Source organism: Shewanella sp. 10N.286.52.E4 (assembly GCF_041468785.1).
Classification (GTDB): Bacteria; Pseudomonadota; Gammaproteobacteria; order Enterobacterales; family Shewanellaceae; genus Shewanella; species Shewanella electrodiphila.
Map to the genome: position 1 here is coordinate 117,665 of NZ_JBFRJJ010000006.1, position 18,989 is coordinate 136,653.

General features: G+C 38.2%; 19 protein-coding genes. 11 read left to right on the forward strand and 8 right to left on the reverse strand.

All coding sequences use genetic code 11. The annotated features are described in order from the left end of the window. Positions 1-4: 4 nt before the first annotated feature. Positions 5-763, forward strand: coding sequence for an RluA family pseudouridine synthase (locus AB4153_RS03520; RefSeq protein ID WP_371996401.1), 759 nt, complete (start codon positions 5-7; stop codon positions 761-763). Between the two features lie 186 nt (positions 764-949). Here AB4153_RS03520 and hppD read toward each other — a convergent pair whose 3' ends face one another. After that, entirely contained in the window at positions 950-1,990 is a 1,041-nt protein-coding gene (gene hppD, locus AB4153_RS03525) for a 4-hydroxyphenylpyruvate dioxygenase (protein WP_102527955.1), read from the reverse strand. 82 nt (positions 1,991-2,072) lie between these two features. Continuing rightward, the gene (locus AB4153_RS03530) at positions 2,073-3,233 is read right to left on the reverse strand and encodes a homogentisate 1,2-dioxygenase (RefSeq protein WP_248955725.1); all 1,161 of its coding nucleotides are present in this window, start codon (positions 3,231-3,233) and stop codon (positions 2,073-2,075) included. A gap of 239 nt (positions 3,234-3,472) precedes the next feature. Here AB4153_RS03530 and AB4153_RS03535 point away from each other — a divergent pair, with 239 nt between their 5' ends. After that, a complete protein-coding gene (locus tag AB4153_RS03535) occupies positions 3,473-4,366 on the forward strand; it encodes a LysR family transcriptional regulator (protein WP_248955726.1) in 894 nt (297 codons plus the stop codon). A 17-nt stretch (positions 4,367-4,383) separates the two neighbouring features. Next, complete coding sequence (locus AB4153_RS03540) at positions 4,384-4,842, forward strand: EVE domain-containing protein (RefSeq protein WP_371996402.1); 459 nt, start codon at positions 4,384-4,386, stop codon at positions 4,840-4,842. A gap of 318 nt (positions 4,843-5,160) precedes the next feature. Here the strand turns inward: AB4153_RS03540 and AB4153_RS03545 are convergent, their stop codons facing one another. Then, complete coding sequence (locus AB4153_RS03545) at positions 5,161-5,574, reverse strand: YccF domain-containing protein (protein ID WP_229369031.1); 414 nt, start codon at positions 5,572-5,574, stop codon at positions 5,161-5,163. A 301-nt stretch (positions 5,575-5,875) separates the two neighbouring features. Between AB4153_RS03545 and AB4153_RS03550 the strand changes: the two genes are divergently transcribed. After that, positions 5,876-6,823: a 1-aminocyclopropane-1-carboxylate deaminase/D-cysteine desulfhydrase gene (locus tag AB4153_RS03550; protein ID WP_371996403.1), complete on the forward strand. Its 948-nt coding sequence runs from the start codon at positions 5,876-5,878 to the stop codon at positions 6,821-6,823. Between the two features lie 325 nt (positions 6,824-7,148). On the opposite strand, the gene AB4153_RS03555 is transcribed toward AB4153_RS03550, so the two are convergent. The 5 genes from AB4153_RS03555 to AB4153_RS03575 form a co-directional block, all read right to left on the reverse strand. Beyond that, entirely contained in the window at positions 7,149-7,322 is a 174-nt protein-coding gene (locus AB4153_RS03555) for a hypothetical protein (RefSeq protein ID WP_102527949.1), read from the reverse strand. Positions 7,323-7,908: 586 nt separating this feature from the next. Next, positions 7,909-8,619, reverse strand: a complete 711-nt coding sequence (locus AB4153_RS03560) for a ChrR family anti-sigma-E factor (RefSeq protein WP_102527948.1) — start codon at positions 8,617-8,619, stop codon at positions 7,909-7,911. Beyond that, a complete protein-coding gene (locus AB4153_RS03565; RefSeq protein WP_371996404.1) occupies positions 8,612-9,262 on the reverse strand; it encodes a sigma-70 family RNA polymerase sigma factor in 651 nt (216 codons plus the stop codon). The genes AB4153_RS03560 and AB4153_RS03565 overlap by 8 nt, the downstream gene beginning before the upstream one ends. Before the next feature lie 264 nt (positions 9,263-9,526). Further along, on the reverse strand, positions 9,527-10,075 hold the full coding sequence (locus tag AB4153_RS03570; protein WP_229369028.1) for an LON peptidase substrate-binding domain-containing protein: 549 nt from the start codon (positions 10,073-10,075) through the stop codon (positions 9,527-9,529). 95 nt (positions 10,076-10,170) lie between these two features. Beyond that, positions 10,171-10,713 (reverse strand): lipocalin family protein, encoded by a 543-nt coding sequence (locus tag AB4153_RS03575; RefSeq protein WP_102527945.1) that lies wholly within the window; start codon positions 10,711-10,713, stop codon positions 10,171-10,173. A 245-nt stretch (positions 10,714-10,958) separates the two neighbouring features. On the opposite strand from AB4153_RS03575, the gene AB4153_RS03580 reads away from it, so the two are divergent. From AB4153_RS03580 to AB4153_RS03610, 7 genes are all read left to right on the forward strand, one after another. Further along, the gene (locus AB4153_RS03580; protein WP_303514205.1) at positions 10,959-11,903 is read left to right on the forward strand and encodes a chemotaxis protein CheV; all 945 of its coding nucleotides are present in this window, start codon (positions 10,959-10,961) and stop codon (positions 11,901-11,903) included. A gap of 675 nt (positions 11,904-12,578) precedes the next feature. Further along, positions 12,579-14,753 (forward strand): diguanylate cyclase, encoded by a 2,175-nt coding sequence (locus AB4153_RS03585; protein WP_371996406.1) that lies wholly within the window; start codon positions 12,579-12,581, stop codon positions 14,751-14,753. 437 nt (positions 14,754-15,190) lie between these two features. Then, positions 15,191-15,589: a GFA family protein gene (locus AB4153_RS03590; RefSeq protein ID WP_371996407.1), complete on the forward strand. Its 399-nt coding sequence runs from the start codon at positions 15,191-15,193 to the stop codon at positions 15,587-15,589. Between the two features lie 117 nt (positions 15,590-15,706). Next, positions 15,707-16,180, forward strand: coding sequence for an HAD family hydrolase (locus AB4153_RS03595; protein WP_371996408.1), 474 nt, complete (start codon positions 15,707-15,709; stop codon positions 16,178-16,180). A 92-nt stretch (positions 16,181-16,272) separates the two neighbouring features. After that, positions 16,273-17,139, forward strand: coding sequence for a PhzF family phenazine biosynthesis protein (locus AB4153_RS03600; protein WP_248955733.1), 867 nt, complete (start codon positions 16,273-16,275; stop codon positions 17,137-17,139). A 109-nt stretch (positions 17,140-17,248) separates the two neighbouring features. After that, positions 17,249-17,617 (forward strand): MmcQ/YjbR family DNA-binding protein, encoded by a 369-nt coding sequence (locus AB4153_RS03605; RefSeq protein WP_303514215.1) that lies wholly within the window; start codon positions 17,249-17,251, stop codon positions 17,615-17,617. Between the two features lie 341 nt (positions 17,618-17,958). Next, positions 17,959-18,954 (forward strand): threonine/serine dehydratase, encoded by a 996-nt coding sequence (locus AB4153_RS03610; protein WP_102527940.1) that lies wholly within the window; start codon positions 17,959-17,961, stop codon positions 18,952-18,954. Positions 18,955-18,989: the final 35 nt, after the last annotated feature.

Sequence of the window (18,989 nt, forward strand, 5' to 3'; positions counted from 1 at the left end):
TGTGATGACAGAATTTATTGCCCCACCATGCGCTGAACAGATTTCCATCCTATATCAAGATGAGCATTTATTGTTGATCAATAAACCCAGTGGTTTACTGAGTTTATCGGGTAAGAACCCGCTTAATAAGGACTCTGTTCATTATCGTTTAGTGCAAAATTTCCCGACGGCAACACTGGTTCATCGTCTCGATTTTGGCACCTCTGGCATTATGCTGGTGGCATTAAATAAAACGATCAATGGCCAACTAACCAAGCAGTTTCAAGATAAAACCATTAATAAGCGTTATCACGCAGTGCTGCATGGTCATTTATCAGATGAGTTACAAAGCTTGGGGGCGATTAACGCTGCAATCGCGAAGTATCTCGATAATTTTCCTTACATGAAAATCTGTAGCGATACAGGTAAACAAGCGCTAACAGAGTTTGAGGTGATTGAGGAGAGCTTTGTTAACGCCAATGCTAATGCTAATGTTGGCGCCAGTATTAATGTCTATGCCAATATCAGCGTCAATGTTAATGCCGAAAAATCCGAGCAAAAAGTGCCAGTGACGCGGGTAAAATTCACGCCGATTACCGGTCGTACACACCAACTAAGAATCCACAGTCAACATATTGGTCACCCGATTCTGGGATGCGATTTATACCGCAATGCAATATCAGAAACCCTAGCATCAAGGCTATTACTGCATGCCAGTTATTTAAGCTTCACTCACCCAGTGACAGGGATTCGATTTGAAATAGACTGCGATATTCCGTTTTAATAAGCGCCTTTTTTAGAAACACTATTTTAAGAAACACTATTTTAAGAAACCCTATTGTAAGAAGCACCTTTTTAAAGGGATGTGCATTTTTAAAAAAGTGGAATAAGTTCAGAACGTAAAAAGCCCGCTGTTAAAAACAGCGGGCTTTTTTATTTACCAAGAATAAGGCTTAATTAGCCTTATTCGTTAAAGCACACCGCGTTTCATTTGGTCACGTTCAATAGACTCAAATAACGCTTTGAAGTTACCTTCACCAAATCCTAAGTTATTCTTACGTTGAATAATTTCAATGAAAATAGGACCAAATAAGTTTTTAGTGAAAATTTGTAATAAGTAACCATCGTCATCACCATCGACTAAGATTTGGTGATGCTTAATACGGTCATGATCTTCAGTCACTTGTGGCAACTTATCGAAAATGGTGTCGTAATATTCAGGAATAATATCTAGCGTCTTAATTGCAGTGCCTTCCATTGCATCTAATGAACCTACGATATCGCGGCTTCTAAATGCTAAATGTTGTACACCTGGGCCGTTATACTCGCCTAAGTATTCATCAATTTGGTTGTTATTGTTGCCTTTACCTTCATTGATTGGAATGCAGAAACTGCCATCTGGAGAGCGAAGCGCATAAGATACCAATGCGGTTTGTGCGCCGCTGATGTCAAAGTAGCGCACTTCAGTAAAGGCAAAAATGTCTTTATAAAAGTTAGCCCATTTTTCCATGGTGCCTTTGTAAACGTTGTTGGTTAAGTGATCGACTTCCATAAAGCCTTTCTCTTCAACAATCATTGGCTCTGCTAAGTCTTCAAAATCATTGATGTAGATATTTTGCGCTTCACCGAATACGTCGATGAAATAAATTAAGCTGTCACCGATGCCGTAAATTGCAGGGTATGCCATGTCTTTTGCTGCATCATCAGCAGGCTTTGCACCACGAGCAACGGCTTCGTTAAATGCAAACTCAGCATCTTCAACACGCCAGCCCATAGAACAAATTGCAGGTCCATGAGACTTAGCAAAATCAGCAGAGAAACCTTGCTTAGATTTGTTCAGTAAGAAATTAATATCGTTTTGTTTGTAATAAACAATATCGTTCGCTTTTGCTTTTTTAAGCATAGAAAAACCGAAGTCAATAAACACTTGATGCATAAAATCAGTGTCAGGGCTGGCAAATTCTGTAAATTCAATGCCTAAAAGACCAAGTGGGTTTGTTTCGCTCGCCATTGTGTTTTCCTTAATTTTATTTGCTTTGAGCGTCACTCTTTGGTGACGTTTAAACTGAGTACAGGTGAATCAAATTTTGTTGTTATGATTCAATCCATGAACGGTTGTAATCATCACTCATGCAGTTTTTTACATGAGCGGTTAATTTAAGTGGTGCAAAGGTATCTACCATTACCGCATATTCGTAGGTTTCTGTTTTGCCGATTGATGCTTCGGTTTTTCCTGGTTGCGGCCCATGAGGCACACCTTTTTGATGCAGGGTCATATAACCGGCTTCAATCCCTGTACGGCTCATGAAATCGCCATCAACGTAATATAGGACTTCGTCACTATCGATATTGTTGTGGTAATAAGGCGCTGGAATAGATTGAGGGTGGAAGTCATAAAGACGTGGCACAAAGTTGCATACTACAAAGTTGTTAGCTGTGAATACGATATGGTCAGAAGGCGGTAAATGAATTTTGCCGACCTTAGGAGCATACTCGGTGATATTAAATGCCCACGGGTAAACACAACCGTCCCAGCCAACAAGATCAAATGGGTGCCACTCTAGTGTTGTCACTTGATATTTATCACCAAACTTACTCACTAGCGGAAACTCACCTTGTTCAACAACGGCTTCAGTTAATACAGGTGTTCTAAAGTCGCGCTCGCAATAAGGCGCAGACTCAAGCATCTGCCCGTATTCATTTCTAAAATGCTTAGGCACTTCAACCATTGAGAATGACTCAATGACAAACAAGCGAACGTTGGCGTAATCATCAAACTTAAGCTGATAAGTCGTGCCGCGTGGGATAATTAAATAGTCCCATTGCTTAACTTCAAGTTCGCCATACTCACTGAGTAATTTACCCGAACCATTGTGAATAAAAACAATTTCGTCTGCATAAGCATTACGATAAAACTCAGCGGTATCTTCAGAGACTTTTGCGGTGTACATAGCGACATCGCTATTAAAGAATATTTTATTACGGGCACTAAAAAAGTTGCCTTCACAATCCGCTTGGCGTGAGTCCAGCTTGTAGTTTTGGATTAATGAATCCTGCCAAGTTTCACCATGGTCAACTGAGTAAGGTGCAACAGCCAGTGCTTTAGTTGGCATGTTGTGATGATATTTGTTGGAGTAAATATTAGAAAAACCGTGAGTTGAAAATAATTCCTCACGATATAACTCGCCCGATTCTTTTTCGAAAGCGATATGACGTTTAGCAGGTATCTGACCTTGCTGAACATATACAGGCATACTGACTCCTTAAGCTAATTTACTCTTTAAATGGCATTTAATTTGATACTGGCGCTGTTTTTGTTGGTGTTTTCTAGCGCAATAAAATCAAACACTTTGTGATCTAGTTATCAATTTAGTTGCTAGAATGGACAAAAAAAAGAATAATAAACCACGTAACTTAATCAATTTTTTAGATGGTATTGATTTGTTTACAATAGTGTCAAAGCAATTGGACAGAGCTTGCGAGAGGGTAAAAAATGAAAATTGATGTAGAAGCCTTTAATGTTCTGCAAGTGCTTGTTGAAGAAGGAAGTTTTTCTAAAGCGTCAGAGCGATTACACAAAGCGCAGTCAGCGGTAAGCTATCAAGTTAAAAAGCTTGAGCAGCATTTAGGAGTGCAATTATTTAATCGAGATCAATACCGTGCTGAGTTAACCCCTGAAGGCAAAGTCATTTTGGCTGAAGGACAGCGATTACTGCAGCATTTATCGAATATTGAACATTTGGCCAGCCGATTTAGTGAAGGCTGGGAGCCAAAGCTTGAGTTGGTTATTGATGGCGCTTTACCGATGGAGCCCATCATGACGGCGCTTAAGCGTATGTCTGAGAATAATGTTCCTACTAAAGTGCAGCTGAATATGGAATTCTTAGGCGGGGTACAACATCGATTTGAGCGTGATAAAGCTGATTTAATGTTGGTCAAAGATTATGTTGCTGCGCCATATTTCTCTGCAAAACAATTACCCACAGTGACCAGTATTTTAGTGTGTTCAGCGCAGCATCCTTTAGCCACCATGTCATCGGTGAGTTTATCTGAATTGCAGCAACATGTTGAACTGACCATCGAAGATTCTGCACCGACAAAACAGCGTGATGAGTTACAATTTGGTGGTGATAAAGTGTTTTATTTATCAGGCTTTATCATGAAAAAAAATGCCTTACTAAAAGGATTAGGCTTCGGTTGGATGCCAGAATATTTAATTGCTGAAGAGCTCGACAGCACTCAGCTAGCGATTGTTGATTTTGTTGGTGGTCATCGTTTTCGTTTCACCCCGCAGTTAGTGTCGACACTTGAGCGACCATTAGGCCGAGCAGGGCAGTTATTCACAGATTTAATTTTAGAAGAATTCGCTTTGTTTGATGAAAGCTAGAAAAATAGGAACGAGATATGGCTTATTGGTTAATGAAATCTGAACCTGATGAGTTCAGTATTGATGATTTACAGCAATGCAAAAATAAAACAGAAACTTGGGATGGGATCAGAAACTATCAAGCCCGTAATTTTTTACGGGATAAAGTAAAGCTTGGCGATACAGTCTTTTTTTATCATTCAAGCTGTAAAGTGCCAGGCATAGTGGGTTTAGCAACAGTATCATCAGAGCCTTATATTGACCAAAGTGCTTTTGATCAAACTTCAGCCTACTTTGATGCTAAATCTTCCATTGATAATCCACGCTGGGTAGCAGTAGATTTAACCTATAAATCAAAATTTAAACGCATCATTACGCTGGCTGAATTAAAAGCAGATCCTAATCTGGCTAAAATGCTATTAGTCAGCAAGGGAGCAAGACTTAGTGTACAACCTGTGACTCAGCAAGAGTTTGATTACATATTGTCCCTTGAGTAAAGGTCTTAATATTGCGATTCCTATTATTAATATCAGTTATAAAAGTGGATAGCAAAAAGGAACTCAATTGAGTTCCTTTTTGGTAAGTGTCTAGGGCCTGTTGAGCATTTTTACTGCGTTATCGACTTTTTATGTAGAATAAGCTTTTTATGAAGAACTACACCACAAAGTCTCTGCCTTGTACAAATGATCAGCAATTCGCTGCAAAAACAACCTCGAAAGATCAACAGGCCCTATCTATACGCTTGATGCTATCCGCATTGTGTTATTTCAGTTAGTCACTCTTTTTAGCTAGATTAGTCACTTGTTTTAGCTAGATTAGTAACTCTCTTTAGCTACAATTGTTTGGCCGATAGGCGTGAGGCTTAATAGTGCTAATTTGACATGTTGTATCGCAAACGGAATACCGATGATAGTCACAAAACAAGCCAGTGCATGGGTAAGGTGACCAATAGCTAACCAAATACCACAGAATAAGAACCAAATAACATTACCGACCATACCTAATGGGCCCGTACCAAAGTCTTCAATTCCTGATAAATGTTTGCGATTGACATTTTCTTGTCCAAAAGGCCAAAAAGCCATTTCGCCAATCACAAAGCAAGCACGTCCAAAAGGAATACCAACAATACTGATAAAACATAATAGCCCTGCTAACCACCACGCAAGTCCCATTACAAACCCGCCCATGATGAACCACGCAATATTAAATATTAATCTCAACACTGACATTGATAATCCCTTAGTTTCGAATGAATAAAATTTTTAAGTCTTTTTTAAGTCTTATGTTTAGATAGCTAGAAATGTGCCAATAATTTTTCATTGCTTATATTTTAAAGTAGGAGTTATCTTACTTTTTGTTTTATATCGATTTTATTCATTTATGCAGCTTAACCTTATCAAACAAATATATCCAACAAGGCTCATGGAATGTTATTGAATACGTTCTAGAATAAGTTCGAGATAGCGGTTCTCACTAATTTTTAGGTAAAATAGTCATTAAGGTTTTTAATCATTGAATAAGTGAATCATTATGTTTGCGCCCACGCCCGTCGAGACCATGACATTTGCGCAGCGAGAAATATTTGTTAAACGTGACGACCTGATCCATCCAGACTTTAGTGGCAACAAAGCCCGCAAGTTTCAGTATTTTCTTGAAAAAGAATGTCCTGAAATCACTAAGCTGGTGGGTTATGGTTCTGCGCAAGCCAACTCTTTGCATTCGCTTGCTGTGTTGGCAAAAATGCGCGGCTGGGAGTTGGATTATTATGTTGACCATATCGCCAATTACTTACAGCAAAACCCACAAGGTAATTATTTGGCGGCACTTGATAATGGTGCCAATATCATCGAAAAGCCTGAGCATGTCACTGAAAGCCTTGATAGCTATGTGACAGAGCTTGCCAGATCAGCGTTAGATAATGAATTGTATATTCCAGAGGGCGGTCGCTGTGAGTATGCCGCTATTGGCCTTGAACAACTAGGTCAACAAATTCTCGACTGGATGCATGAAAAACACTATTCAACCCTAAACCTATTTTTACCATCAGGCACTGGCACCACAGCATTATTCTTACAACGCTTCTTTAAGATAAAGCGATTTGAGCATGAAGATTTACCAGAAGTGAATGTACTGACTTGCAGCTGCGTTGGTGGTGATGATTACCTAAGGTTGCAGTTCAATCAGTTAAGCGAAAATGCGCTTCATCACCCACGTATTATCTCTAATGGCAATAAATATCACTTTGGAAAGTTAAAACGTGAGTGTTATGAGATGTGGCAGCGCGTGTGTGCAAGTGGCATTGAATTTGAGCTGCTATACGATCCAGTGGGTTTTATTATGCTTGAACATTTTTTAACGCAATCAAGTACCGTGGATAATATAGATAACACTGCGCCGCTAATGTATTTGCATCAAGGTGGCGTGTTAGGTAATCCAAGCATGTTAGCCAGGTATCATCGCAAGTATCAGGCAAAGTAACATCGCAAGTATCAGGCAAAGTAACACTCAAATAAGGCTGATGAGGAAGTAAGTCAGTTTAGGTTTTGTATTTATCGTTATTTATATTTTGGTGGGGTATTGTGCGTAAAATGGAAATTGACAAACTTGACCAGTGATTTTGTGAATAGGTCAGTGAATCTGAGAATAAGTTAGTGATTTTGTAAGTAGTGAAGTGATTTAAGAGTAGGTTCTTTTCATATTGCTCAGTTCTAATAAACGTCCGGTAATGTGTGAGAGGAAATACCGAGAAGCGATGTTTATTGAGTAACTGAGCAAATGAATAACGCAAGCGTTATAGAAAGTGTTACTTGTTAGCCGTAATCAACCATTTCATAAATTTTAACGCTTCAGTGCGCTTTGAAAAAGTTGTTTTAGTTTTACCTTGGCTGTCAGTAAAAGCTATTGAGTTTTTGTTTGATGATATTGAGTTTACAGGGAAATTAACTGTAATTTCATGACCATTAATGTTGTATGACATGTGCCACACTCCTTGTTTAAAATTTCACCTAATGGTGAGTAAGTAATAACAATAAATATCCTTAAGCAGTTGTGTTGCGTAAGTTTCTTTGTGTATTGGTTTAGTTTTGTCTGCTTAAGTTAATTGTGTTCATTACACTTACAAGTAGGCTTAAATTGATTAATTTTTTTAATCGCCAACATACTTGCTTTGAATAGTTGAACATAGCCATATGACAAACTAATGACAATTATCGACAATGTTGAACTTTGCAAAATGACTTGTAGTGTGGGTTTACTGGTGCAGTTATATGACTAACAGAAGGGTAAACGAATAAATACAAGATAACTTAATAACATAACGGATAATATGCGTATATTTTTTATATAGCAATACATTTTTTTCAAAATAGAACAGTTTCAGACTAAAAGGTGAACTAATCAGTGTTTTTTCGGGGATAAATTCACCGAAAAATGTAAAACAACAGCAATAGTTACCAAACACTATATGTGTCGATAACTATCGCTGTGCTTTTTACTGTAAATTATTTGGTGTAAATAACTCACAGTGCTTAATTCATTTAAGCAAATTACTGGATCTATCTCGTTTAGTAAATCAACTCACCGATAGGGTTGAGCAACTTGCTAATGCCTTTGGTGAAATACAAAGGTGCATCTACAACGGTATAACATAAACAACCTTCTACTGTTTTAGGGCTGTGTTCATGTTCGCCATTAAGTAAAATGAAATCGCCTGCAGTGTAAGTGTTGTATTCATCACTGAACTCGCCAGCTAACAACAAGGTTAACTCTTCACCTTTGTGGCTGTGTTGTGGTATCTCGCCATTTTCAGCAATGTGTAGCAAACTAGCACGAGCTTGATTTTCACCAGTGTCTAAGCGTAAACGACTGACTTTGCCAATTCCTTGCCAGTGATTAACCACTTGCTGCCTGAATGCGCGGGGTAAGGTGTAATCCTGCCCTTTAACATTGGTACTGATATTTGCCGAAGCGCTTATGTTTTCTGAAGCACCTATAGTTGCTGCTGGAGCGTTATCAAGTACGCTATCGTCTGACATCATATCAGCTAGCAATGCTTCAAGATCTGCATCTAATGCCGCGTTCATTTGAGTGTTATCAGTTGATACTTGTGACATCGCAAAATTTTCATCAGACGCCGCTAATGTTAGTGCAGTGACTTTTTCAGTACATTCAGCACAAAGTTCACAGTGGGCTGAAACAGCAATTGAAAGAGATAAAGGAAGCTCGCCTTTTGCATGGAGTGTTAACAAGTCCTGATTGGGGTGATACTTAATCATAATGTTTCTCCATGAAGCCTTTTAACTTTTCTAAACCGAGTCTTAATCTTGATTTTACCGTGCCAATGGGCACTTTAAGTTTGTCTGCAAGCTCTTGTTGAGTCAGCTCTTGCATATAGATCCCTTGTACCACTTGTTTTTGAAGTGGTGGCAAGTCATCAACGTGTTTGAGTAATGTCGCTGAAAGTTTAAAGTCGTTATCTGTTTCATCGCTTTCATCTGATTCGAATAAAGGCCAAATGTCATCACCATAAGCATCTTCACGGTTATTTTGCACCTTACGCAGCATATCAAAGCAGTGATTTCTCATTACAGTAAACACCCAGGTACTTACGGCTGCTTTGTCTGCATTGTATAGATGTGCTTTGGTCCACACACGAGTCATGGTTTCTTGAACCAAGTCCATTGCTAGACCTTGTTGACTTAACCTCTGCATACCGAATGCACGGATCTTAGGAGAAAAGTGTGCAAACAATTTTGCAAACGCAGCTTTGCTGCGATCATTAGCGACTTGCATCATAAGTTCTGCAAGGTACTGCGCTTCGTTGTCACTAGAATCGTTTGTGGTCATGGCACTATTATTTTTAGATAACATACCTTTATCATAACGATTTTGTGGCGTTTGTGATTGAAAATTTTCCATTTATTTTCACTCGCGTCTACAAATGAAGTCTTATAAATAAACTTCGAGAAATACAGATGTTCACTTTTCTTTTGAGTTGATTAAAACGGTGAACATGCGACTTGAATATTGATACGCAAACCAGAATAGAAAAGATCATAAATTTATTAAACTTTGTTGAATTTGTTTTGATATGAGCTTAATCGGGTTTTGGAGGGTGAAAAAAGGGGAGTGAGGTAATGAGTCAATGTCGTATTCATGGCATGATGAATAAACCAAGCATCATTACTTAATGATGCTTGTAATCAACTCTTGGGTCATTTCATGGTTATGGCTATTGATGCATTGATACTTTTCTTCAGCCGTAATCGGCATAATCTCTAACCAACGCTGACAAACCCAAGAAATGTTTTCAAAGTCGTCTTTGTTATAATGAGACAAGTGAGTCGGGTATTGCTCAAGAATTTGCAGCAGTGACTCACTCAGGAATTGCTGATTAGGGATTAAATCACTGCTTGGCCAATCAGGGAGTAAAGTAACATCACCGCGCTTGAGGCCATCAGTTTCAACGTCAAACTGATTGACTTTAAAACGTTGTCGACCTTCAATGCTGATCCCTAGCAAGCCATCATCTAATGTTTCAAAGTCAATGATGTGTACCCAAGTGCCAATGGGCATCAGTTCGTTGCTACTGTTGAGCATACATAAGCCAAATCCTTCACCAGACTTTAAAGATTCGGTGACCAAACGCTTGTAGCGAGGCTCAAAAATTCTTAGTTGTGTAAAGCCTTGTGGCAGTAGACAAATTGACAGTGGAAACAAGGGTAAAATCATAACTGCACCTATATGATGATTGACTCAATGTGAGAAACAAGGTTTATTGTTAAATCAGGTATGTATACGACCTTGTCCCACGTGATGATCACTATTTATTGCTCGTTTTGTTTAACCCAAATTAATTCTTGTTCTTTAATACCTAAAGTATTCATTTTTTCAACAAAGCGTTGCTTTACTTCGGCAGAAATACTGGTGCTACGGGCTAAAATCCAGGCATATTCATTATTGGGCCCAATAACGAGTGAGGCTTGGTAATTTCCTTGCTCATCAGTCGTAATGTCATGCACTTGATAAGCGCCATAGAAAGGGCCAAAAAAGGACACTTTTAAACGGGCGATATCATTCGATTCCATAAAGTAAGCTTTACCTTCAGCTTCTTTCCAACGAGATTTTTGTTCAGAAAACCCTTTATTAATGACCACAACTTTGTCGCCTTCTAAAGAGTAGGTTGCGGTAACTTGGCTTAAGCCTCTTTCAAACGAATGGTCTAACCTTGCAATTTCATGCCAAGTACCAAGATAATTATCTAGATTAAAGTCATCAATAACAGCCACTTTGGTGTCAAGCATAGTGCAGGCGCTGGTAGATAAAAGTAATAAAGTAGAAGCGATTATTTTTACTGTTTTTTTGCGCATCTTATTTCCTTTATAGGGATGTTTTTCTGATGATTCAAAGCCTTGACTGCGGCTTGTTGATTTATAGCTAATGATACGGCGTTTCGTGCCGATAAGATCTTAATAAAATTATGATTGTTGTAAATTTACACTAAATAGAAATAATTTTGGAACGAGACTGTTTTATTACGATGAACTTTACAGTTTTTTTATCTAAATCAATTATAATTTAACCAAATCGATGTTGAGTTAACTGAGACACCATAATGAAGAAAGTTCTTGATACTGTAGATCAACGCACCCAATTAGTGGGCGAAAACCGGTTGGAATTACTACTGTTCAAAATAAATGCAACTCAATTATTTGCGATTAATGTTTTCAAAGTAAAAGAAGTGGTTAAGTTACCCGCGTTAAGTGCGATTCCCGGTAGCAAATCCAATATAAGTGGTGTGGCCAATATTCGCGGACTGTCGATTCCGGTGATCAATCTTAGAGGGGCGATTGGGTTTAGCCCAATGCCAGTGTCTGATGATTGTAATTTAATTATCACAGAATATAACCGCAGTGTGCAGGGTTTTTTAGTCGGTAAAGTAGAGCACATTGTTAATATGACATGGAGCGACATTATGCCGCCACCAAAGTCAGCAGGCCCTAATAATTACCTAACAGCAATTACCAAGTTGCAGGATAATGATGTCGAACGTTTAGTATCTATTATTGATGTGGAAAAGGTACTTGCCGAAATTATTGACTATGACATTACCCTTTCAGAAGGTGTGTTAGATGAACAACTTGCATCCCAAATGCCAGGCAAGAAAATATTGATTGTGGATGACTCTTCAACCGCAAGAAAGCAGGTTAGAGATACCCTAAGTCAGCTGGGCATTGAGATTATTGAAGCCTCGGATGGATTACAAGCGCTACAATTACTGCAGCGCTGGGCAGATGAAGGTAAAGACGTATCAACTGAGCTATTAATGATGATAACGGATGCTGAAATGCCAGAGATGGATGGCTATAAGCTCACCTCTGAGATACGCGCCGATAAGCGGATGTCATCCTTATTTATCACACTAAACACATCACTTAGCGGCAGCTTTAACCATGCTATGGTCGAAAAGGTCGGTTGTGATGAGTTTATCTCTAAGTTTCAACCTGATTTATTAGTGGGTGTGGTGCAGAAACGATTAAAGACTGTATTGGAGTTGTAGACTAATTAAGTGACACGAATCTATACTCGCTGATTAAGACGCTTACATTAAGTAAGTTAATGGTAGCGTCTTTTTTACAGCGTTTAACTGAGTCAAATTATTATCTGTCTAAAACACTATCTGTCTAAAACACTACCTTTTAAAAACACTATCTTTTTTAAAACACTAGCTGTCTGAATAATTACCTGTCTACAGGGCTTAAGGTATGTCTGAAATGACGGTCAATATCATGAGTTTAAAGCTCAGTGTTTTTTAAATCTCAATGCCTAGCAATTCCTGCACTAGTTGATTATCCGCTGCCTTTTGTCATTATTGCGTTGTAAAGGTATGCCGAAAAGTGTGATTTTACTTGTTTCGGTAGTTTACTGATTAGCTGCGCTTTCTTAAATGTTCCCTAAAAGATGTTTCATGAATAGGATACCGACAAAGATATCCATCATAGTGACAGATGCACCTAGTTGAGGGCGAGAACACATATTACCACGATAAATCTTTAGTAGATTAACCATATATTTATAGAGATAAGCTTGTCACTGCACGCTTAGAAAATGATATTCAATCAGGCAACATATGATAAACGGGGGTTATGATATTTTCTTATTTTTCATAAAAATCTAAACGCTACAAAAAAACGATGAAGTGAATATTATATTTAAGTGAAAAGGACTACAATCAGTGCTACGTTCACTTTGTTTTAGATACTCTTATATGTTTGATATCAATACCAATATCAATACCAACCGGATGATCTTAAGTATTCTGATTGTGGCGCTGGCACTCACTATGATTACATTTAATATTCAAGCGAAAAGCAACGAAACAGAATTGTCATCAGAAGCTACAGTTTCCCAGAGTGAGCAAATAAACAATGCGCTAAGCAAGGCAAAATCACTGATATCCCAAAAAGATTACAAATCTACTGAAATTATTATTAATCAGTTGCTTACAGATGATTTTAGCTCGCAAAACACAAGCGTGTTAGTCGATATTTATACCACAGCGGGAAAGCTCAACTATAAACAGAAAAAGTTTAATAACGCCGTTGTGCAGTTCGAAAAAGTTATCCCGTTGATTACTGGTAACGACGATGACTCAAAAAAACAATTAGCAGCCATATATCATGAAATTGCGCAGTGTTATAAGCACCTAAAAGATATCCCCGAATCTATTGCTAATTATCAAAAATCACTAGTTATTCAGCAGGGTAGAGAGGATGCTCTAGCGGTAGCCATTGCCTTAAAAAATATTGCAATGGCTGAAAATAAGCAGAGAAACTATATCAGAGCACTTGATCATGCCCGCCGAAGTTTAAACATCCTGTCTTCGATCAGTCCATCAACATCGCGTTATGCACAAGTCGCACTGGCTTCAGGTATTATTTATCGCAACATAGGCCATTACGAGAAATCTTTAGATTATATTCAACAAGCAAAGCATATTTATGAGCAAGAAAATGATTTACGCCACTTAGCTGAAGTAGACAATCAAATCGGCCTAATCTATACCAAGTTAGATCAGTTAAATAATGCAAAATCTTTTTACTCTCAAACTATTGCTTTGCCAATAGATAAAGTGAAACCTGAAACGCGCGCAGCGGCATTTCGTGAAATAGGGGTTATTCATTATTATCAAAATGACTTAGCAAAATCTATTAATATGCTAGCGACAGCACTGCAGCTCTATCAATCAATGAACAGTTATTCAAAAACAACCCGCATCCATTTTTTGCTAGGAACCAATTACCTAAAACAAGAAAAGGCCGCCATAGCGACAGGTTATTTTAAGCAATCTCTCGCATTAGCAATTGAATACAAGCAAGCTGAATTTCAAGTCCAATCCCTTAATTACTTAGGCAAAGCTGTGCTCGAAAAAGATGTCGAGAAAGCGATTTCATTTTTGGAACAAGCATTGCTACTGTCTTCTGAGGTTGATGATAAAGAAAATATATTGATGACCTACCATTGGTTAAAAGAAGCAGAAAAAATCAAAGGAAACTTAACAAAATCTCTGCTGTACTCAGAGGAAAAATATCAATTATCACAAATTATCCAAAAAGAACGAGAGGCATTTGATTTCACAAAAAACCAAGTCATTTTGGCATCTTACAAGCTAGAAACTGAATTAGATGCTTTGCGTGAAGATGCAGAGTTAAGTGCTCTTAAATTAGACCAACAACAAACTCAAATTGCGCTCATGCTTCAGTCGCAAAAAATTACTGAATTAGAGATAAAAAAGAAACGTTTTTCCATATTTTTACTCATCACGACACTATCGGTTTTTGTCATCCTGGTTTTTTATATCCTCTATCGATACAAGAATACCCGTGCAATAAACAGAGAACTCGATTACTTAGCGTCGAGAGACCCGTTAACCAACTGCTATAATCGTCGTATATTATACCAGCGCTTTAACGAAAGCTTCGAGCCGTCAAAGATGCCCATACAATACTCTGTGCTACTGGCGGATATAGACTCCTTTAAGACCATCAACGATACCTACGGTCATACCTCTGGCGACAAAGTGTTACAAGGCGTCGCAAAAGTGTTGATGAATAACGCCAGTGAAGCGGATACGGTGGCGAGGTTCGGGGGCGAAGAGTTCTGTATCTTATTACCCGACTCAAGCGAGAAAGAAGCAGAACAAATTGCAGAACAAATGCGACAAGGCATTGAAAGTAGTCAATTTGAATCAATTACAGTCACTTGTAGCTTCGGTGTAGCCTCATTTAGCGTTGATGTTGAATGCAACCTAACCTTAATTGAACGTGCAGACATGGCGTTATATCAATCAAAATACCAAGGCAGAAACAGAGTCACTCGATGGGAATCCAAAAGCATGAAACACGATTAACGCTTATGTAGAGTGCTATATTAAGTCTAACTGCAAAAATAGGCCTTTCCGTTCTGATGTTATAACCTTTCATTCTCATCTGTTGCCGCATGTCAGTTATAAATGGACTTTTAGTCGCCATGAATAAACAACCTTGTCTTTACTACTAGGCTGTATGCTTACACAGTGTTATTGGGGGCCTTTTTTCAAGTAAATTATTAAACTTTATTTGCGCACTTAATTTTTTGTCATACATTTCTAATTCATAAAATCATAAACTCAATCGTTAATGTCTGGATTATTGCGTAAGATAAATGCCCATACGCATTTTGACAGCTGGAATATGGATGTTTTTTTGAGTAATGTAATTAAATTATTTAGTGTTGCGCACTTTCACAGGTCTGATGTGATAAATGTGCATGCTCACTATACAGTTGTTATATGCAAAGGAAGGTTTTGTGACACTCGAAGCTACTTGCTGTTGTAAGCAAATTTCTATATCCCTCTCAGGTGAGCCTGAAATGAACTCTGTTTGTAATTGTACAAACTGTAAACAACGTACTGGAAGCGCTTTTGGTATCTCTACTTATTTTAAAACTGATGCAGTATTAAAAAAATCAGGTGATACTAAAATTTATAAATTATGGCATAAAGAGCAAAATCACGAACAAAATCGTCACTTTTGCACTAAATGTGGCACAACGCTTTATTGGACTATATCAACATTGCCTCATTTAATTGGTGTTGCTGGTGGGTGTTTCGCCGAATCTGAAATTTTAGAGCCAACTCATACATTGAATAGCTCTAAAAAATGTAATTGGGTCAATTTGCCTGAGAATTGGCAAGTTCAGGGGTGAGTCGCACATAACAAGCTAATAAATAAGAACAAATTACGGTTGGTTTTTGCTCCTTCGCCGAGTATTTAGACCAACTACAATTTACCCATTATTAGGCGTTAAATACATGGAGGTTTGGTGATAAACGTATATCTTTTTGATTGGGGGGACACTTTGATGGTTGATTTCCCTGGTGTTACAGGAAAAATGTGTAACTGGGAAATTGTTGAGCCTGTCACTGGAGCTAAAGAAGCTTTAGAAGTGCTATCTAAAAATGCCCAAATCTATATTGCTACAGGTGCTGCCGATTCAACTGAGTTAGAAATTCAACAGGCTTTTGAACGTGTGGGTTTGAGCCAATTCATATCAGGTTATTTTTGCAGAGCTAACTTGGGGTTATCTAAAGGAAGCCCTGAATTTCTCAATTCTATTTTGGATAAATTAAAAGTCCATTCAGAGAATGTGGCTATGGTTGGTGATAACTTTGATAAAGATATTAAACCTGCAATAGCCACTGGCATTCAACCATTCTGGTTCACTTCAAAACATATAGAGTCAGCTACAGATAATGTTAAAGTAATTAGAGGGTTAAGTGAGTTGTACTTATCGTAATCTGTTTAAAACGGGACAAATAACAGTTAGTTTGTTTCGCTCTGCTTCACATTTTAGGCAACTACAATTGAGAGCTTTATGCGGGAGGCTGAGTGTTGGTTAATATCGAAGTTGCGTTGGTAAACTCATTTACAATAAATGAAAAAGGCGGAAACCCAGCAGGTGTTGTCTTGAATGCCGACCAACTATCGGATGCTAAAAAACTCAAAATTGCACAAGCTGTAGGATATTCAGAAACGGCTTTTGTCTCCAGTGATGACGAAGCTGATTGTGAAGTCTCTTTCTTTACTACAACAGGCGAAGTTGACTTTTGCGGTCACGCTACATTAGCAACTTTTTATATTCTGTACCAAAAGGGTATTCTTGCTGCAGGCTCTTATGTTCAACGCACGAAAGTTGGAATGTTACCAGTGATCATCGAGCCAAATGGTAAAGTAGTGATGGAGCTGCAATTGCCGCAAAAGTTAGATACCTTCTCATACCAAGAAATTTCAAAAGTTATTGGCATTGAAAGCAATATTTTAGAAAGCACGAAGTTACCTATTGAAGTTATTTCAACGGGACTACCTGATGTGATTATTCCTGTTCCTAACGGATATTTAGATGTAATAGAACCAGATGATGAACTAATCGCTAACTTTTGTGAAAATCATAAAGTTGTTGGTTTTCATGTTTTTGAGCTTTGTGACGCTGAAAGTAAACTTACAGCAAGCTGTCGTAATTTTGCTCCATTATTTGGTATCTCAGAAGAATCAGCTACGGGCAGTTCTAGTGGTGCTTTAGCATGTTATCTCACAGAGTATCTAGCTTTGGGATGTGACTATGTTTTTGAGCAAGGTAGATCTATGGGTTGTACTTCTATAATTACAGCATCTGTTAAATCTGATAACTCTAGTGTAATCAATGTGAAAGTGGGTGGCTTTGCGAGTATCGTCGGTAAGTTGGTAATTCCCGTATAACAGGGCATTCAAACGGACTAATAACAGTTGGCTTTCCGTTCGTGCCTCACTTATTGTAATCAAACTGTCATTAGCCCCTTTAATGGGCGTTGTATGTTTCGGAGAAACCGTGGAAGTACCTGATATAAAGAGTCTATGTTTGAGCCTTACTGATGCAACAGTAGCAGAAAGTGGTGAGCCTTCGAACGTACTTACATATAAAGTACGGGCTCGAAACTTTGCTTACTTTAAAACAAGCGAACCAGAACGTTGGCGTTTTAGTATCCGTGTATCCCCTGAAAGGTTTTTGGAACTAACGGATCAACCAGGTGTAAAACCTGCTCGCTACATGCATCGGTTTCATTGGATTACTATTGTCAACGTTAGCGAATTTGATCCAACGTATTTAACAGAGTTAGTTGGTTGGTCTTATCGTAAGGCTTGTTCAACATTAAGTAAAAAAGCACAACGTGAGTTAAACATAAAACAAGAAAATTAACAGGACTATGCTCTTCCCCCAGTTTAGTCATCAGTTGGATAGGTTTTCTCTCGATTCATAATTTAACCAACTGTTTTTGTTCGATTAAGTGGGTGTTGTACTTCAATCAGGTTATTGGGGATATCGGAAATATTGGCAATATGGAAATAAACAAAGATACTGATCTTATGGCCTTACATCGAGTAATCGTTGAAGCTAAATTTACTGCGAATAATATGGCCATATATTGCATGTTTAATTACAAGACTGACAAATTATAATTGGCTTTTCATTAGTGCCTTAATTATTGTAGCCAACGGCAATTTACTGCTTTAAACAGCGTTAAGTCACAAGGAGGTACAGTGGAAAGTTTAAAAAAATATCCCATCTCGCTTCATGAGATATATAAAGCTAAAAAGGTTGTTTCAGCTTATATAAATCGGTCACCTCTGATTAAGTATGATGGTTTATCCAAGCTGCTTGGTTGTGAGGTGTATGTGAAGCATGAGAATCAAAATATAACCGGCAGTTTTAAAATCAGAGGAGGCATAAACATTATGTCACACCTCAAAAAAGCTAACGTGAACGGGGTTGTTACTTTCTCTACAGGTAATCATGGTTTATCTGTTGCCACTTCAGCGAAGATGTTTGGCATTCCTGCAATTGTCGTAGTGCCTGTCGGATCTAATCCTGTGAAAATTAAATTAATTAAAAATGCAGGTGCTGACGTGATTGAGTCAGGTGAAAATTTTGACGAAGCGGCTAAAGTTGTAACTGAAATTAACCAAACTAGAGGTTATTACTACGTTCATCCAGCAAACGAGCCACTTGTAGTAAATGGTGTTGGTACAGAGTTTCTCGAAATAATCGAAGATATTCCAGATATTGATGCTGTGATTTTACCGTTAGGTGGTGGTAGCGAAGTGGCATCAGCGGTTACTGTACTAAAATCAATATCTCCTCGAATCAGTATCTATGCTGTCCAAGCAGAATTATCTTCGGCAGCTTATCAATCATGGTCTAGCAAGGAAATTGTCGCAAGCTCAAATCAAACTTTTGCAGGTGGTTTTGCCACAGGTACAGCCTACGAAACTACTTTTAATATTTATCGTGATAAATTAGATGACTTTGTTCTCTTATCAGAGCAAGAAATTTTGCAAGGTATAGCCTTAGCTGCTCACCATACCAAGAATTTAGTGGAAGGCGCGGGGAGTTCAACAATTATGGCAGCATGGAAGTTAAGAAAGCAGTTAGCGGGTAAGAAGATTGTACTTCAGTTTAGCGGCTCAAATGCATCACCTGATGAGTTAGAAAAGGCTTGTGAATTATCTGGTTTTCGGGATGGAAAAGTAACTTAACATTTAAGAGTGAATCGTAACGCTTGTCGTTTTCG

Coding starts and splice junctions, on each gene's coding strand:
- hppD (WP_102527955.1), bottom strand. CDS start 1,990: ATGGCGAGCGAAACAAACCCACTTGGTCTTTTAGGCATTGAATTTACA.
- AB4153_RS03580 (WP_303514205.1), top strand. CDS start 10,959: ATGAAGAAAGTTCTTGATACTGTAGATCAACGCACCCAATTAGTGGGC.
- AB4153_RS03540 (WP_371996402.1), top strand. CDS start 4,384: ATGGCTTATTGGTTAATGAAATCTGAACCTGATGAGTTCAGTATTGAT.
- AB4153_RS03545 (WP_229369031.1), bottom strand. CDS start 5,574: ATGTCAGTGTTGAGATTAATATTTAATATTGCGTGGTTCATCATGGGC.
- AB4153_RS03530 (WP_248955725.1), bottom strand. CDS start 3,233: ATGCCTGTATATGTTCAGCAAGGTCAGATACCTGCTAAACGTCATATC.
- AB4153_RS03565 (WP_371996404.1), bottom strand. CDS start 9,262: ATGGAAAATTTTCAATCACAAACGCCACAAAATCGTTATGATAAAGGT.
- AB4153_RS03560 (WP_102527948.1), bottom strand. CDS start 8,619: ATGATTAAGTATCACCCCAATCAGGACTTGTTAACACTCCATGCAAAA.
- AB4153_RS03535 (WP_248955726.1), top strand. CDS start 3,473: ATGAAAATTGATGTAGAAGCCTTTAATGTTCTGCAAGTGCTTGTTGAA.
- AB4153_RS03570 (WP_229369028.1), bottom strand. CDS start 10,075: ATGATTTTACCCTTGTTTCCACTGTCAATTTGTCTACTGCCACAAGGC.
- AB4153_RS03550 (WP_371996403.1), top strand. CDS start 5,876: ATGTTTGCGCCCACGCCCGTCGAGACCATGACATTTGCGCAGCGAGAA.
- AB4153_RS03575 (WP_102527945.1), bottom strand. CDS start 10,713: ATGCGCAAAAAAACAGTAAAAATAATCGCTTCTACTTTATTACTTTTA.
- AB4153_RS03520 (WP_371996401.1), top strand. CDS start 5: ATGACAGAATTTATTGCCCCACCATGCGCTGAACAGATTTCCATCCTA.
- AB4153_RS03555 (WP_102527949.1), bottom strand. CDS start 7,322: ATGTCATACAACATTAATGGTCATGAAATTACAGTTAATTTCCCTGTA.